Raw genomic sequence first — 18,309 nt, 5'->3', positions numbered from 1 at the left:
GGAGGCTCGGCCACCGTGTCAGGTTCCGAGGAAGTCGCCGTCCCCGCCGATCCCGAAGCCGCCGCCACCACCGATGCCGGGCCCGACGCGAGTCCCGGGGCCGGGTCCGATGCGAGTCCCGGGGCCGGTCCCGATGCGAGTCCCGACGCCGCCGAGGCGGCCCTCGCGTACTGGCGCAAGGAGCTGACCCCACCGCCCCGGGCGATGACCCTGCCGATGACGCTCCCGGCGGGCCGGCCCGGAGCGCCCCGGCCGGAGCGCGGCTGGGCGCGGGTGACCCGCCGCTTCGACCGGGATGTCCCGGACGCCGCCGGGATCACCGGGGTCGCCGCGCTGCTGGCGCTGCTCCACCGGTACGGCGGGGAGAACGATCTCACCGTCGGCCACGAGGGGCTGCCGGTACGGGTCCGCCTGGACGGGGACCCTTCCTTCGGCGAACTCGTCCGAAGGGTGGCACGGGCCGTGGAGGGGGCCCGTGCCCACCGGTTGCCCCTCGTGGTGCTCACCCGGGAGCTGCGGACCGGGGCGGCGGCGGGTGAGGAGGCGCCGTTCTTCACGACGGCGTTCACGACGGCGTTCACGACGGCGCCCGGGGCGGTGGCCGACGGGACCGAGCCGGTGGCGGTGGCCGACGGGACCGAGCTGGTGGTGGCGGCCGACGGCGGCGGGCTGAGCGCCGCGTACCGTACCGACCGGCTCGACGGAGCGGCGGTCGAGCGGTTCCTCGGCCACTGGGCCACCCTGCTCGCCGACGCCCCGCGCCGCCCCGACACACCGGTCACCGCGCTCGATGTGCTCACCCCCGGCGAGTACCGGCGCACCGTGGTGGAGTGGAACGCCACCGCCCATGATCTGCCGCCGCGTACCTGGCCGGAGATGTTCGCCGACCAGGTACGGCTGCGGCCCGGGGCGACCGCCCTGGTCCTCGGCGACGAGCGGCTGACCTACGCGGAGCTGGACGAGCGGGCCAACCGGCTCGCCCACGCCCTGATCGCCCGGGGCGCGGGCCCGGAGCGGATCGTGGCGCTGGCGCTGCCCCGCTCCACCGCGCTGATCGTGGCCGAGGTCGCCGTCCTCAAGTCGGGCGCGGCGTATCTGCCGATCGACCACGACTACCCGGCGGACCGGATCGCCTACATGCTCCGGGACGCCGCGCCCGTCGCCCTGGTCACCACCGAGGAGAGCGCGGCGGAGATCCCGGGGCGGGAGTCGATGGCCCGGGTGGCGCTGGACTCGCCCGCCTTCGCCGCCGAGCTGGCGACCCTGCCCGCGCAGGACCCGGGTGACACGGACCGGGGCGCTCCGCTCACCGTTGCCGGCGCCGCGTATGTCATCTACACCTCGGGATCGACCGGCCGCCCCAAGGGCGTCGTCCTCACCCATGGCGGGGTGGCCAAGCTGGTGGCGACCCAGCGCGACCGCTTCGGTGTCGGGCCGCACAGCCGGGTGCTCCAGTTCGCCTCGCCCAGTTTCGATGTGGCGTTCTGGGATCTGTGCCTGGGGCTGCTCTCCGGCGGACGGCTGGTGATCGTCCCGTCGGAGCTGCGGGTGCCGGGGGCGCCGCTGGCCGATTACGCCCGGGAGCACGGCATCACCTTTATGATCCTGCCGCCCGCGCTGCTGGCCGCGATGCCCGAGGGGCTGACGCTGCCCGAGGGGGCGACGCTGCTGGCCGGAACCGAGCGGGTCTCGCCCGAGCTGGTGGCCCGCTGGGCCCCGGGCCGGATGATGTTCAACGCGTACGGGCCGACGGAGGCGACCACCAACTCGACCCTGGGGCTGTGCGACCCCGCCGTGCCCACCGGGGCGATCGTCCCCATCGGGGTCCCCGACCCCGGGACCCGGGCCCTGGTCCTCGACGCCCGGCTGCGGCCGGTGCCGGCCGGGGTCACGGGCGAGCTGTATCTCGGCGGGGAGGGGCTGGCCCGGGGCTATCTCGGCCGGCCGGGGCTGACCGCGGAACGGTTTGTCGCGGATCCCTTCGGGGCGCCCGGGGAGCGGCTCTACCGCACCGGCGACCTCGTCCGGTGGCGGGCGGACGGGCGGCTGGACTTCCTCGGCCGGACCGATGCCCAGGTCAAGATCCGGGGCTTCCGGGTCGAGCCGGGCGAGATCGAGTCGGTCCTGCGCCGCCATCCCGCCGTGGACCAGGTCACCGTCGTGGCGCGGGAGGACACCCCGGGCCGGCGGATGCTCGCGGCGTATGTGGTGCCCGCGCTCGGCGGCGGACCGGAACCGGACCGGGAAACCCGCGACGCCAGGGACGGTAGCGGCGGTAGCGACGGTGGGGATGGTAGGGACGGTCAGGACGACACGGACGGCGGGCCGGAGCACGCGCGGGTCGACGCGTGGCGGGAGGTCCATGACCTGCTCTACCGGGCGGCGGCCGGATCCGACGGCCTCCGGGAGGACTTCGCCGGCTGGAACAGCATGTACGACGGGCGGCCCATCCCCGTCGCGGAGATGCGGGAGTGGCGCGAGGAGACCGTCGCCCGGATCCGGGCGCTGCGCCCCCGCCGGGTCCTGGAGATCGGGGTCGGCAGCGGACTGATGCTGGCGCGCCTCGCCCCCGGGTGCGAGACGTACTGGGGCACGGATCTGTCACCGGAGGCGGTACGGGCGCTGCGCGCGCGGCTCGCCGGCGACCCGGAGCTGTCGGGGCGGGTGGAGCTGCGGGCCCAGCCCGCGCATCGGACGGCGGGGCTGCCGGAGGGGTTCTTCGACACGGTCGTCCTCAACTCGGTGGCCCAGTACTTCCCGAGCGCCGCGTATCTCACCGAGGTGCTGCGGAAGGCGCTCGCGCTGCTGGTGCCCGGAGGCTCCGTCTTCGTCGGGGACGTCCGCAATCTGCGGCTGCTGCGGACGCTCCGGGCGGCGGTGGCCGCGCGGGCGGACGGCGGCGGGGATCCCGCCCGGTCACGGGCGGCGGTGGGGCGTGCGGTGGCGTGGGAGGGCGAACTGCTGCTGGACCCGGACTTCTTCGCCGCGCTCGACGGGGTCACGGCGGACATCCGCGTCAAACGGGCGGCCCACCACAATGAGCTGAGCCGCTACCGCTACGACGTGGTGCTCCGCCCGGCCCCCGCGCCCGTACCCGACCCGGCCCACGACCCGCTCCCGCTCCCGTCCCCGCGCCTGTCGGGGGCACCGCAGGGCAACTTCCCCGAGGAGCACGAGGAGTACGTCGTCCCCTGGGGCCGGGTCGGCGGCACCGCCGGGCTGACCGGGATCGTCGCCCAGGGGTACCCGCGGATCCGGGTCACCGGTGTGCCCAATGCCCGCCTCGACGGCGATCTCGCGGCCCGGCGGGCCCTGGACGGTGACCCCGGTACCCCCGGGCCGCCGGGCGTGGATCCCGAGGTGTTCCACACCGTCGCCGCCGAGCACGGCCTTCGGGCGACCGTCACCTGGAACGGACAGGACCCCGACGGCGCCCTCGATGTCGTCCTGGAGCGCGGCACCGGCCCCGGCGACACCCCCCGTACCCCGGTCTACATCCCCGGCGGCGGCCGTCCGCTCGCCAACCGGCCCGCGCCCTTCCGGGACATCACCGCACTCCTCTCGGCGCTGCGGAAACACACCGCCGCCTGGCTCCCCGAGTACATGGTGCCCGCCGCCTTCGTCCCGCTGACCGCGCTCCCGGTGACCGCCAGCGGCAAGCTCGACGCCAAGGCGCTCCCCGTCCCCGACTACACGGCGGTCAGCTCCGGACGGGCCCCGCGCGACGCCCGGGAGGAGCTGCTCTGCGCGGTCTACGCCGAGGTGCTGGGGGTGCCCTCGGTCACCGTGGACGACGACTTCCTGGCCCTGGGCGGTGACAGCATCGTCGCCATCCGGCTGCTGATCCGCGCCCGTGAGGAGGGCCTCGACCTCACCGTGCGGGATGTGTTCCGCCATCGCACGGTCGCCGCGCTCGCCGTCGCCGCCCGGGACCGCGCGGCCGACGGGACCCCGCCCGCCCCGGCCGGGCCCCTGGTAGTCCTGGCCGAGGGCGAACGGGAGCTGATCCAGGGCGCGGAGCCACTGGACATCGCGGAGCTGCTGCCGCTGACCCCGCTCCAGGAGGGCTTCTGCTACCACGCCCTCGCCGGGGCGGACGGCGGTGACTCCTATGTCGTCCAGCAGAGCGTGGAGCTGGCGGGTCCGGTGGACGGCGCGGCCCTGCGCCGGGCCGCCCAGGCCCTGCTGGAGCGGCACGCCCCGCTGCGGGCCGCCTTCCGGCAGCGTCCCGACGGCTCCCCCGTGCAGATCGTCGCCCGGGGCCTGGAGCTGCCCTGGCGCGAGACCGCCGCCGCCGATGACACGGCGGCCGAGGAGATCGCCGCCGAGGAGCGGGCGCACCCCTTCGACCTGGCCCGCCCGCCGCTGCTGCGCTGCGCCCTGGTACGGCTGGGCAAGGAGCGCTTCCGGCTGCTGCTGACCTTCCATCACATCGTCGCGGACGGCTGGTCCCTGCCGGTGCTCCACCGCGAACTGCTCGCGCTGTACGGGCCGGAGAGGGCGGCGGGGGCGGCGGGGCCCGAGCCCGCGCCGCTGCCGCCCGTCACCCCGTACCACCTCCATCTCCGCCGGCTGGCGGCGGCGGACCACGAGGCCGCGCGCGCCGCCTGGCGTACCGCGCTCGCCGGTCTGGAGGAGCCCACCACCCTGATCGAGGCGACGGCGACGGGTGCGCCGCACCGGCCGGGGCGGGTACGTCTGCCGCTGCCCGAGCGGACCACCGCCCGGCTCACCGAGCGGGCCCGGGAGCTGGGTGTCACCCTCGGCACCGTGGTCCAGACGGCCTGGGGGCTGCTGCTGACCGCCGTGACCGGCCGCGACGACGTGGTCTTCGGCACCACCGTCTCCGGCCGGGACGGCGCCCTCGCCGGGGTCGAGTCGATGGTCGGACTCTTCATCAACACCGTGCCGACCCGGCTGCGGTACCGGCCCGCCGAACCCCTGGCCACGCTGCTCACCCGGTTCCAGGAGGAGCAGTCCGCGCTCCTGGACCACCAGGGGCTGGGTCTCGCGGAGATCGGCCGGCTGGCGGGGCGCGCCGGGGCCGGTGAACTCTTCGACACCCTGGTGGTCTTCGAGAACTATCCGGGGGAGAGCGGGGTCGCCGACGCCTCGGGCCGGGTGCGGATCACCGGTCACTCCTTCCAGGACGCGGTCCACTATCCGCTCGCCCTGGTCGTCAAACCGGGGGCCCGGCTGGAACTGCTGCTCAAGCATCACACCGAGCGGATCGGCACGGCCGCCGTACGGAGTCTCGCGGACCGGCTGGCGCTGCTGCTGGGGGCGCTGGCGGATGACCCCGGCCGGCCTGCCGGGTCGGTCCCCCTGCTGACCCCGGCGGAGGTGGCCGGGGCCCATCCGCACGGGGAGCGCCGGGAGCTGCCCGCCACCACCCTGGCCGCCGCCCTGGCCGCGCGGGCGGCCCGTACCCCCACCGCCACGGCCGTCGTCCATGAGGGCGGACGGCTGACCTACGCGGAGCTGGCGGCCCGCTCCGGGGCGGTCGCCGAACGGCTCGCCGCCCTCGGCGCCGGGCCGGGCACGGTGGTGGGTGTGGCGGTGGAACGCTCGGTGGAACTGATGGTGGCGCTGGTCGGCGTGGTCGCCTCCGGTGCGGCGTATCTGCCCCTCGACCCGGAGTATCCGGCCGACCGGGTGGAGCGGATGCTCACCGACTCCGGCGCCGGTCTGGTGGTCACCACCCGGCAGCTGGCCGGCCGGGTACCGCCGGGGGTGACCCCGCTCCTGATCGACGCGTCCGGCCCATCGGACACGACAGACGCACCGGACACGACAGACGCACCGGATGCGACCGGCACCGCACCCGACCCCGGACCGCCCCAGGTACGTTCGGCCCATCCCGACGACGCCGCCTATCTCATCTACACCTCGGGCTCCACCGGCCACCCCAAGGGGGTCGTCGTCAGCCACCGGGCGGTCCTCAACCGGCTGGCCTGGATGCAGCACCACTATCCGATCGGCCCCGGGGACCGGGTGCTCCAGAAGACACCGTCCAGCTTCGATGTCTCGGTGTGGGAGTTCTTCTGGCCCCTGCTGGAGGGCGCCGCGGTGGTGCTCGCCCGCCCCGACGGACACCGGGACCCCGCCTATCTGAGCGCCCTGGTCCGCGCCGAGGGGATCACCGCGCTGCACTTCGTCCCCTCCATGCTGGAGGCGTTCCTGCGCTCCGGCGAGGTGACCGGCGACCCGTCCTGGGCGGGCCCGCTGCGCCAGGTCTTCAGCAGCGGCGAGGCGCTCCCCGCACGGGCGGCCCACCGGTGGCGGGAGCTGACCGGGGTGCCCCTGCACAATCTGTACGGGCCGACGGAGGCGGCCGTCGATGTCACCCACCATCCCTATGCGGGCGGGACGACGGGGACGGTGCCCATCGGCCGGCCGGTGTGGAACACCGGGCTGCGGGTGCTGGACTCCGGGCTGCGCCCGGTGCCGCCCGGGGTGCCGGGCGAGCTGTATCTGACGGGCACCCAGCTGGCGCGCTGCTACCACGGGCGGCCGGGGGCGACGGCCGAGCGCTTCACCGCCGACCCGTACGGGCCGCCCGGGTCCCGGATGTACCGGACCGGGGATCTGGTGCGGCGGCGCGCGGACGGGGTGGTCGAGTATCTGGGCCGCACCGACCGGCAGATCAAACTGCACGGGCGGCGGATCGAGCCCGGGGAGATCGAGGAGGCGCTGCTCCGCTGGCCGTCGGTGGCCCGTGCCGCGGTCACCGTGCACGGGGGTTCGCTGGTCGCCTATGTGGTGGCGGCGGGGCCCGCCGGTGTCGCGGCGTCCGCGCTGCGGGCGGCGCTCGCCGCCGAACTGCCCGCACCGCTGGTGCCCTCGGCGTTCATGGTGCTCGACACCCTGCCGCTGACCCCCAGCGGCAAGCTGGACCGGGCGGCGCTGCCCGCGCCCCGGCGGGAGCGGGCCGCCGCACGGGCCCCCCGCGACCCCCGGGAGCTGCTGTTCACGGAGATCTTCGCGGCGGTGCTGGGCCTCGCGGAGGTCTCCCCCGACGACGACTTCTTCCTGCTGGGCGGCGACAGCATCAGCTCCATCAGCCTCTCCGGACGGGCTCGGAGCGCCGGGTACGAGGTCAGCCCCCGGACCGTCTTCGACCATCGCACCCCCGCCGCGCTGGCCGCCTCCGCACCCGAACTGGCGGTCGGCACGGCCGTCGTGGAGGCTCCCGGCAGCTGGGAGCCCACCGCCGGGGAGCGGGCCCGGGTGGCGGCGCTGGCCCCCGGCCGGATCGAGGACATCTGGCCGCTGGCCCCGCTCCAGGAGGGGCTGTACTTCCACTCCACCTACGACACCGGCGCGCTGGACGTCTACACCGTCCATGAGGCGTTCGACCTCGCCGGGCGGGTGGACCGGGACCGGCTGGCCACGGCGGTACGGGTGCTGATGGAGCGCCACCCCACCCTGCGGGCCGGTTTCACCAGTGAGGGGCTGCGCCGCCCGGCGCAGTTCGTGGCCGGTGATCCGGCCGTCCCGCTGGAGGAGGCGGATCTGTCGGGGCTCGGCGAGGACGAGCGGGCCGGGCGGCTGCGGCTCCTGCTGGACGAGGCCCGCGCCCGCCGCTTCGAGCTGGCCCGGCCGCCGCTCTTCCGGCTGCTGCTGATCCGTTCGGGCGCGGCGGACGGCGGGGACCGGCTGCTGATCAGCCGTCATCTGCTGCTGTGGGACGGCTGGTCGGCCTGGCTCTTCCTGGACCAGCTCTTCGCGCTGTACGCCAACGGGGGCGATCCGGCCCCGCTGCCCCCGTCCGGCTCCTACCGCTCCTATCTGAGCTGGCTGGAGCGGCAGGACGACCGGGTCGCGCTCGATGTCTGGCGTGCGGCGCTGGCGGAGCTGGACGAGCCGACCCTGCTGCGGCCGGACGGCGCGGACGGGGAGGCCCCGGCCCCCGCCGTTCCCCAGCAGCTCGACCGCGAGCTGGACGAGGAGACCGGCGAGCTGCTGCGCCGCACCGCGCGCGGCCGGGGGCTGACCCTGAACACGGTCCTCACCGCCGCCTGGGCGCTGGTGCTCGCGGGCGCCACCGGACGGACGGATGTGGTCTTCGGGACCACGGTCGCGGGGCGGCCCAGTGAGGTCCCCGAGGTGGAACACACCCTCGGGATGTTCCTCAACACCGTGCCGGCGCGGATCGCCCTCGACCCCCGGGAGCCGGTGGAACGGCTGCTGCGGCGGATCCAGGACGAGCGGATGGAGCTGATGCCGTACGACTGGGTGGGCCTCGGGGTCCTCCAGGCCCAAACGGGCCACCGCAGGCTCTTCGACACCCTCTTCGTCCTGCGGAACGCCGACACCGAGGAGCGGCTCACCGCCCTGGCCGAACGGTACGGCGCCCGGGCGGTCGCCCAGGCCGACGCCACCCACTACCCCGTCAATGTAGTGATCACTCCGGGGCGGCGGATCCGCTGCACCCTGGCCTACCGTCCGGACGCGCTGGACCCGGCGGCGGCACAGCAGCTGCTGGAGCGGTTCACCCTGGTCGTGACGGCGCTGATCGCCGATCCCGAGGCCCTGGTGGGATCGGTGGACACGACCCTTCCGGCCGAACGGGAACGGCTGCGGCGCATGGACCGGGAGAGCCGACAGCCGGTTCCACGTGAAACGATCGCCGATCTGCTGGCCGCGCAGGCGGCCCGTACCCCCGGGGCGACGGCGCTGGTGTTCGGCGCGCGGACCCTCTCGTACGCCGAACTCGACGCACGCTGCAACCGGATGGCCCGGCTGCTGATCGCCCGGGGCGCCGGGCCGGAGACCGTGGTGGCGCTCGGGCTGCCGCGCTCGATCGACATGGTGGTGGCCCTCTTCGCGGTGCTGCGCACCGGCGCCGCCTATCTGCCGCTGGAGCTGGACCATCCCGCCGACCGGCTCTCGCTGATGCTGGCGGACGCGGAGCCGCTGGTGCTGGTCTCCACCACGGCGGTCGCGGCGACCCTCACCGGCGGGCGGCGCCGGGTGCTGCTGGACGACCCGGCGCTCACGGCGGAGCTGGCGGAGTGCTCCGGGGACCCGGTACGGGTGACGTTCAGCCCGGAGCACCCGGCGTATGTCATCTACACCTCGGGCTCCACCGGCCGCCCCAAGGGAGTGGTGACGCCCTATCGCGGGCTGACCAATATGCAGCTCAACCATCAGAAGGAGATCTTCGCCCCGGCCGTCGCGGCGGCGGGCGGGCGGCGGCTGCGGATCGCGCACACGGTCTCCTTCGCCTTCGACATGTCCTGGGAGGAACTGCTCTGGCTGGTGGAGGGCCATGAGGTCCATATCTGCGACGAGGAGCTGCGCCGGGACGCCCTGGCGCTGGTGGCCTACTGCGAGGCGCACCGGATCGATGTCGTCAATGTGACCCCCACCTATGCCCATCTGCTGCTGGCGGAGGGGCTGCTGGAGGGGCACCGCCCGCCGCTGGTGCTGCTGGGTGGCGAGGCGGTGACCGAGACGGTGTGGAACCGTCTCCGCGACACCGAGGGCACCTATGGGTACAACCTGTACGGGCCGACCGAGTACACCATCAACACCCTCGGCGGCGGCACCGACGACAGTGCGACGCCCACCGTCGGCCGTCCGATCCGCGCCACCCGGGCCCATCTCCTGGACACCTGGCTGCGACCGGTGCCGGACGGCGTCGCGGGCGAGCTGTACATCGCCGGAGTGGGGCTGGCCCGGGGGTATCTCAACCGGCCGGGGCTGACCGGGGAGCGCTTTGTCGCCGACCCCTTCGGCGCCCCCGGTGAGCGGATGTACCGCACCGGCGACCTGGTGCGGCGGCGCGCCGACGGCCATCTGGACTTCCTGGGGCGCACCGACGACCAGGTGAAGATCCGGGGCCACCGGGTGGAGCCCGCCGAGATCGAGACCGTACTGGACCGGCTTCCCGGGGTCGCCCGGGCGGCGGTCGTCGCCCGTCCGGACACCTCGGCCCCGGGCACCCAGCGGCTGGTGGGGTATGTGGTCCCGGCCGAACCGGACCGGGCGGCCCGGGAGGAGGCCGAGCGGGCGCAGATCGGCGAGTGGGAGGAGATCTACTCCGCCGAGTACACCGAGATCGGTACCGCCCTGTTCACCGAGGACTTCGCGGGCTGGGACAGCTCCTACGACGGGCTCCCCATTCCGCTGGAGCAGATGCGGGAGTGGCGGGAGACCACCGTCGAACGGATCCGCGCGCTGCGCCCCCGGCGGGTGCTGGAGATCGGTGTGGGCTCGGGGCTGCTGCTCTCCCGGCTGGCCCCGGCGGCGGAGGCGTACTGGGCCACCGACTTCGCGGCGCCCGTCATCCGCAAGCTGGGCGAGGAGCTGCGCCGGGGCGATCCGGCCCTGGCGGACCGGGTGGAGCTGCGCTGTCTGCCCGCCGGGGTCACCGAGGGGCTGCCGACCGGGTACTTCGACACGATCGTGGTCAACTCCGTGGTCCAGTACTTCCCCGGTCCGGACCATCTGGAGCGGGTGATCGCCGGGGCGCTGGAGCTGCTGGTGCCGGGGGGTGCGCTCTTCCTGGGCGACATCCGGCGGCTGCGGCAGGCACGGGCCTTCCACACCGGGGTCCAGCTGGCGCGGGCGGGCGCGGACCCGGATCCGGCGGCGCTGCGCGCGGCGGTGGACCGGGGGATCGCCCTGGAGAAGGAGCTGCTGGTCGACCCGGAGTGGTTCACCGCCCTCGGCCTGGCGGTGGAGGTGCGGACCAAGGACGGCCGGTACCACAACGAGCTGACCCGGCACCGCTATGACGTGGTGCTGCGCCGGAGTCCGCAGGACACCGGGGCGGTGGTGGATCTGGCCGGAGCGGCGACGGCCGTCTGGTCCGGCCCCGAGGAGCTGGCCGGACGGCTGGCGCGGATCCGGGGCCCGCTGCGGGTGGTGGAGGTGCCCGACCCCCGGATCGCCGGGGAGCTGGCGGCGGTCCGGGCCCTGGCCGAGGGGCGGCTGCCCACGGCGGACGAAGCGGGGGCAGGGACGTCGGCCGAAGGAGTCGAGCCGGCGGAGTTGCGGGAGCTGGCGGCCCGGTACGGGCTGCGGACCCTGACCACCTGGTCGGCGGAGCCGGGCCGGTACGAGGCGGTGTTCCTGCCGGCCGACCCGGCGGGGGCCACGGTGACCACCGGGCTCTACCGGCCGTCGGGCGCGCCCGGCCCGTACACCAACGCCCCGGCGCGGAACCGGGCATCGGCCGGGCTGGTCCGCCGGGTACGGGAGGAGCTGACGCGGCGGCTGCCCTCGTACATGGTCCCCTCCGCGCTGCTGGTCCTGGACCGGCTGCCGATGAACGACAACGGCAAGCTGGATGTCCGGGCGCTGCCGGAGCCGGAGCCCGCCGCCGCGCGATCGGCCGGGCGGGGCCCCCGTACCCCCGTGGAGGAGGTGCTCTGCCGGCTCTTCGGCGAGATCCTGGGGGTGGAGGGGGTCGGCGCCGAGGACCACTTCTTCGAGCTGGGCGGCCATTCGCTGCTGGCGACCCGGCTGGTCAGCCGGGCCCGTACCGAGCTGGGCACCCAGCTGGCCATCCGTGATCTGTTCGAGGCGCCGACCCCGGAGCTGCTGGCGGAGCGGGCGGTACCGGCCGGGAGCGCCCGGCCCGCGCTCACGGCCGTCCGCCCCCGCCCGGAGCGGATCCCGCTCTCGGCGGCACAGCGGCGGCTGTGGCTGGTGGAGCGGATCGCCGGGGGTTCGGTCGCGTACAACTTCCCGTTGGTGTTCCGGCTGCGGGGAACGCTGGACACGGCGGCGCTGCGGGCGGCGGTGCGCGATGTGGCCGGGCGGCACGAGTCGCTGCGGACCCGGTTCGCCGAGGAGGAGGGCGAGCCGTACCAGTGGATCGTCCCGGCCGGGGAAGCGGAGCCGGAGTTCACCCTCGGGGAGGGGACGGAGGCGGAGGTCCCGGCGTGGGTCGAGGGGGTCCAGCGCCGCCCGTTCGATCTGGCCGGGGAGCTGCCGCTGCGCACCTCGGTGCTGCGGCTGGCCGCCGATGACCAGGTGGTGGCGGTGGTACTGCACCACATCACCACGGACGAATGGTCCGACCGGCCGTTCCTCGCCGATCTCCAGAGCGCGTACACGGCGCGGGCGGCGGGCCGGGCCCCGGTGTGGGAGCCGCTGCCGGTGCAGTACGCGGACTTCGCGCTGTGGCAGGAGCGGCTGCTGGCCCAGGTGGGCGCGGAGCAGCTCGACTACTGGACCGGGGCGCTGCGCGGGCTGCCGGAGGAGGTGCCGCTGCCGCTGGACCGGCCGCGCGCCGCCCGGTCCACGGGCCGCAGCGGTACGGTGCGCGCCGGGCTCCCCGGGGAGTCGGCCGAGGCCCTGCGGGCGCTCTGCGCGGAGTGCGGCGCCAGTCCGTTCATGCTGTTCCAGGCGGCGACGGCGGCGCTGCTGCACCGCCTGGGCACGGGGGACGACATCCCGCTGGGGGCGCCGATCGCGGGCCGTACGGACACGGCGGTGGACGAGGTGGTCGGCTTCTTCGTCAACACCCTGGTGCTGCGGGCCGATCTGTCGGGAGATCCGACCTTCGCGGAGCTGCTGGGGCGGGTACGGGAGGGTGCGCTGGCCGCCTTCGAGCACCAGGACCTCCCCTTCGACCGGGTGGTCGAGGCGGTGAACCCGGCGCGGGTCGCGGACCGCAATCCGCTCTTCCAGGTGATGGCGGGGTATCACCACCGTCCGGGCGGCGACCCCCGGCTGCTGGGGCTCGCCACCGAGTGGTTCGACATGGACACCGGGATGGCCAAGTTCGATCTGGACTTCACCCTGGTGGACGGGGGTGAGGACGGGCCGATGACCGTACTCCTGGAGTACGCGGCGGATCTCGCCGACCCGGAGACGGCCGAGGCGCTGCTGGCCCGGATGGTCTCACTGCTGGAGCAGGTGGCCGGGGATCCGGGGCTGCCGGTCCGGGAGATCGAGGTGCTCACGGAGGCGGAGCGGTCGGCCGCCGCGGTGGAGTGGAACGCCACGGAGCTGCCCGGGGCGGTACGGACGGTGCCGGAGCTGCTGGCCGCCGCCGTCCGCGCGTACCCGGAGCGGACGGCGCTGGTCAGCGGGGAGTCCCGGCTGACCTTCCGGGAGCTGGCGGTACGGGTGGACACGGTCGTGGCGCTGCTGCGGGAGCGGGGCGCCGGGCCGGGGGCGGTGGTCGCGCTGGCGCTCCCCCGCCGGGAGACGGTCCCGGCGATCCTGGGGGTACTGGCCTCGGGCGCCGCCTATCTGCCGCTGGATCCCGGGTATCCGGCGGACCGGCTGGCGTTCATGCTGGCGGACGCGGCCCCGCATACGGTGGTGACCACCGAGGAGCTGGCCGCTCGGCTGCCCGCCACCGGCCATGACCGGGTGACCCTGGACGGGCTGGTGGAGCGGGCGCCGGTGGTGCCGGTGACCTGGGAGGCGCCCGATCCGGCGGGGGCCGCGTATGTCATCTTCACCTCGGGGTCCACGGGCCGCCCCAAGGGGGTCGTGGGCACCCATCGGGGGCTGGGCAATCTCTTCGCCTCGCACCACCGGGATCTGATCCTCCCGGCCGAGCGGGACGCGGCCGTACAGGACAAGGGCGGGCGGGACACGGCCGGGCGGCCCCTGCGGGCGGTGCATGCCGCGTCGTTCAGCTTCGACGGTTCCTGGGAGCCGCTGCTGTGGCTGCTGGCGGGGCATGAGCTGCATGTGGTCGACGAGGCGACGATGGCCGACCCGGCGGCGCTGCTGGCGGGCCTGGACAGCTGGGGCATCGACTTCCTCGATGTCACCCCCACCTATCTGCGCGAACTGGAACAGCTGGGCTTTCTGGCCCCGGGCCGGCGCCGTCCGGCCACCCTCGCCGTCGGCGGTGAGGCGACCCCGGCCCCGCTGTGGGACCGGCTGTGCGCACTGCCGGGGGTACGGGCCCACGATCTGTACGGCCCCACGGAGTGCGCGGTGGACGCCTACGGCTGGCACGGACCGGCCCCCGAGCACCCGGGGGCCGGCAGGGAACGGACGGGCCGCTGGGCGGAGCCGGTGGCGAACATCCGGGCCCATGTACTGGACGCGGGGCTGCGGCCGGTGCCGCCCGGGGTGACCGGAGAGCTGTATCTCGCCGGCGCCGGGCTCGCCCGGGGCTATCTGCGCCGCCCCGCGCCGACCGCCGAGCGCTTCACCGCCGACCCCTTCGGCGCCCCCGGTGAGCGGATGTACCGCACCGGCGATCTCGCCCGCCGCCGCCGGGACGGCACCCTGGAGTTCCGGGGCCGCGCCGACGGCCAGGTGAAGCTGCGGGGCTTCCGGATCGAGACCGCCGAGATCGAGGCGGTGCTGACGGACCGTCCCGAGGTGGCGACGGCCGCCGTGGTGGTACGGGAGGACACGCCCGGGGTCCGCCGGCTGGTGGCCTACACGGTGGCCGCGCCGGGCCGCACGGTGGACCCGGCGGTGCTGCGGGACCGGCTGGCGGCGGCCCTGCCGGGGCATATGGTCCCGGCGGCCTTCGTCGCGGTGGCCTCGGTCCCCCGGACCGTCAGCGGAAAGCTGGACCAGGCGGCACTGCCCGCCCCCGGCCTGGTCCGCGACCCGTCGGCGCGGGCGCCGCGCACCCCCCGGGAGGCGGCGCTGTGCGCGGAGTTCGCCACCGTGCTCGGTCTCGCCCCGGCACCGGGGACCGGTACGTCCCGGTCCGGCGATCCGGTCCCGCAGATCGGCGCCGACGACGACTTCTTCGTTCTCGGCGGCCACTCCCTGCTGGCGATGCGGCTGGTCGCCCGGGTGCGGGCGGCCCTCGGCGCGGAGATCTCGCTGCGGGACGTGTTCGACGCCCCGACCCCGGCCCGGCTAGCCGAGCGGCTGACGGGCGCCGGGCGGAGCGAGCGGCCCGCGCTGGCCGCCGGACCCCGGCCCGAGCGGCTGCCGCTCTCGTACGCCCAGCGCCGGATGTGGGTGCTCTACCGGGTGAACGGGGTCGACGCCACCTACACCATGCCCTCGGCCTGGCGGCTGCGGGGCGCGCTCGATCCGGGGGCGCTGCGCGCGGCGGTCCTGGATGTGGTGGGCCGGCACGAGACCCTGCGGACCGTCTTCCCGGAGCGGAACGGCAAACCGTACCAGCGGATCCTCACCCCCGCCGAGGCCGCCGTCCCGGTGACGGTGACCGGGGCCACCGAGGAGGAACTGCCCGCCCGGCTGGCCGCGTCGGCCGCCCGGGGCTTCGCGCTCGACCGGGAGGCGCCGCTGCGCGTCGAGGTGTTCCGGCTCTCCGACGAGGAGCATGTCCTGCTGCTCCTGCTCCATCACATCGCGGGCGACGAGTGGTCGGACGTACCGCTCCACCGCGATCTCGCCCTGGCCTACGGCGCCCGGTCGGCGGGCCTGGCGCCCGGCTGGGACCCGCTGCCGGTCCAGTACGCCGACTACACCCTGTGGCAGCGCCGGGTGCTGGGCGAGGAGTCCGACCCGGCGAGCACGACCGCCCGTCAGACCGCCTTCTGGCGGCGGACGCTGGCGGGGCTGCCGGAGGAGACGGCCCTTCCGCTGGACCGCCCGCGCCCGGCCGAGAGCACCCACCGGGGCGGCACGGCGGCGCTGGCCCTCGACCCGGAGCTGGCCGGGCGGCTGCGCCGGCTCGCCCGCTCCTGCGATGTCAGTATGTTCATGGTGGTCCAGGCGGCGGTGGCGACCCTGCTGCACCGGCTGGGCGCGGGGGACGACATCCCCCTGGGCACCCCGATCTCGGGCCGCTCCGACCAGGGTCTGGACGATCTGGTGGGCTTCTTCCTCAACACCCTGGTGCTGCGGAACGACCTCACGGGCGACCCGGCCTTCCGGGAGCTGCTGGCCCGGGTGCGGGAGACGGACCTGGCCGCCTTCGACCATCAGGAACTCCCCTTCGACCGGGTGGTCGAGGCGGTCAACCCGGTGCGCTCGCTGGCCCGGCACCCCCTCTTCCAGGTGATGGTGGTCTATCTCGCGGCGGGCGGCGAGGAGCCCGTCCTGCCGGGGCTGCGCTCGGAGCCGGCGGAGGTGGGGCAGGCCACCGCCAAGTTCGACCTCTCCTTCGACTTCATGGAACGGGCCGGGGACGGCGGGGTGGACGGGGTGCTCGAATACAGCACCGATCTCTTCGACGCCGCCACCGCGCGGTCGTTCGCGGCCCGGCTGCTGCGGATCCTGCGGGCCGTCGCCGACGACCCGGGGGTACGGATCGGCGCCATCGGGATCCTCGGCGGGGCCGAGCGCCACCGCCTTCTCGGGGAGTGGGGCGGCAGGCCCCCGGTGGCCGCGCCCACCACCGTACCGGCGCTCTTCGAGGCCCAGGTGCGGCGCTCACCGGAGCGTCCGGCGGTCGCCTCCGACGGGCTGGTCCTCTCGTACACGGAGCTGAACACGGGGGCCAACCGGCTCGCCCGGCTGCTGGTGGAGCTGGGCGCCGGGCCGGAGCGGACGGTGGCGCTGGCGCTGCCGCGCACCGCCCGGTTCCTGCTGGCGGTCCTGGCGGTGCAGAAGGCGGGCGCGGCCTATCTGCCGCTCGACCCGGAGAGTCCCGGACAGCGGCTGGCCGCCGTCGTCGCCGACGCCCGGCCGGTGCTCGCCCTGGCCACCCGGGAGACCGCCGCCGCGCTGCCGCCGGAGCTTCCCGTGGTGTTCCTGGACGACCCCCGGGCGGCACGGCTGGACGGCGGTGACCTCACCGACGCGGACCGTACGGCTCCGCTCACCCCCCGGCATCCCGCCCATGTCATCTACACCTCGGGGTCCACGGGACGCCCCAAGGGGGTCGTCGTCACCCATGGGTCCGTCGGCCGGCTCTTCCACAGCCACCGCGACACCCTCTACGCCCCGGCGGTGGCGGCGACCGGCCGCCGGCATCTGCGGGCCGGGCACGCCTGGTCGTTCTTCTTCGACGCCTCCTGGCAGCCGCAGCTCTGGCTCCTCGACGGCCACTGTGTCCATATCGTCTCCGAGGAGGTCCAGCGGGATCCGGCGCTGCTGGCGGCGGCGGTGACCGCGCACGGCTTCGACTTCCTGGAGGTCACCCCGTCGTTCTTCGCGCAACTGGCCGACCACGGGCTGGTGGACGGGGACCGCTGCCCGCTGGCGGTCCTCGGGGTCGGCGGCGAGGCGGTGCCCGCGCCGCTCTGGTCCCGGCTCGGGGCACTCACCGGGACCGAGGTGTTCAATCTGTACGGCCCCACCGAGTCCACCGTGGACGCCCTGGTGGCGAGGGTCGCGGAAAGCGAACGGCCGCTGGTGGGGCGGCCGGTGACGGGGACCCGGGTCCGGGTGCTCGACCGATGGCTCGCCCCGGTGCCCCCCGGGGTGCCGGGCGAGCTGTATCTGTCGGGCGGCGGGCTGGCCCGCGGCTATCTCGGCGACCCGGGGCTGACCGCGGAGCGCTTTGTCGCCGATCCCTTCGGCGGCCCCGGTGAGCGGATGTACCGCACCGGGGATCTCGCCCGCTGGACGGCGGACGGCCGGATCGACTATCTGGGCCGCGCCGACGACCAGGTGAAGATCCGGGGCTTCCGGATCGAACCGGCGGAGGTGGAGGCCGCGCTGCTGACCCATCCCGCCGTGGGCCAGGCGGTGGTGACGGTCCATCAGGAGGGGGTCCGGACCCTGCTGGTGGGGCATGTGGTGCCGGTTTCGGGGGGTACGGCGGACCCCGTGGCGGTCCGCGCGCACACCGCCTCCGCCCTACCGGACCATATGGTTCCGGCCGTGGTGACCGTACGGGACGGGCTGCCCCGGCTCGCCAACGGCAAGCTGGACCGGGCGGCGCTGCCCGCACCGGACCTGGGGGCGCTGGCCACCGGCCGGGAGCCGCGCACCCCGGTGGAGCACGCCCTCTGCGCCGTCTTCGCCGAGGTGCTGGAGGTGGCACGGGTCGGCGCCGACGACGATGTGTTCGCGATCGGCGGCGACAGCATGCTGGTGATGCGGATCGCCGACCGGGCGCGGTCGGCGGGGCTTCCGCTCACCCCCCGGCTGATCTTCCGGTACCGCACCGCCGCCGCGCTGGGTACCGTCTTGGTATCCGATGGCACCGACCGCACTGAAGGAGAGACACGGTGAGCAACCCGTTCGAGGACCCCGACGGCGTCTACACGGTCCTGGTCAACGACGAGAACCAGCACAGCCTGTGGCCGGACTTCGTCCCCGTACCGCCGGGCTGGGACCCGGTCCACGGGCCGGGTCCCCGGCAGTCCTGCCTGGAGTACATCGAGACCCACTGGACCGATATGCGCCCGGCGAGCCTGGTCCGCGCGATGGAGGGCTAGGAAGCTCCCCACGGATCAGGCCGCCGCTTGTATCCTGCTCGCCGTACCGCCCCTGGCCGGC

Annotated in this window: 2 protein-coding genes; both read left to right on the top strand. The window is 75.2% G+C overall.

Annotation, left to right across the window (positions count from 1 at the left end; all coding sequences use genetic code 11):
- Window positions 1-15: 15 nt before the first annotated feature.
- Window positions 16-18,042: a non-ribosomal peptide synthetase gene (locus ABT354_RS25865; protein ID WP_351497902.1), complete on the top strand. Its 18,027-nt coding sequence runs from the start codon at window positions 16-18 to the stop codon at window positions 18,040-18,042.
- Window positions 18,039-18,248 (top strand): MbtH family protein, encoded by a 210-nt coding sequence (locus ABT354_RS25860; RefSeq protein WP_351497900.1) that lies wholly within the window; start codon window positions 18,039-18,041, stop codon window positions 18,246-18,248. The genes ABT354_RS25865 and ABT354_RS25860 overlap by 4 nt, the downstream gene beginning before the upstream one ends.
- Window positions 18,249-18,309 lie beyond the last annotated feature (61 nt).

This window comes from Streptomyces sp. NPDC000594 (assembly GCF_040299965.1).
Classification (GTDB): domain Bacteria; phylum Actinomycetota; class Actinomycetes; order Streptomycetales; family Streptomycetaceae; genus Streptomyces.
This window is presented reverse-complemented; position numbering and strand designations above follow the sequence as displayed.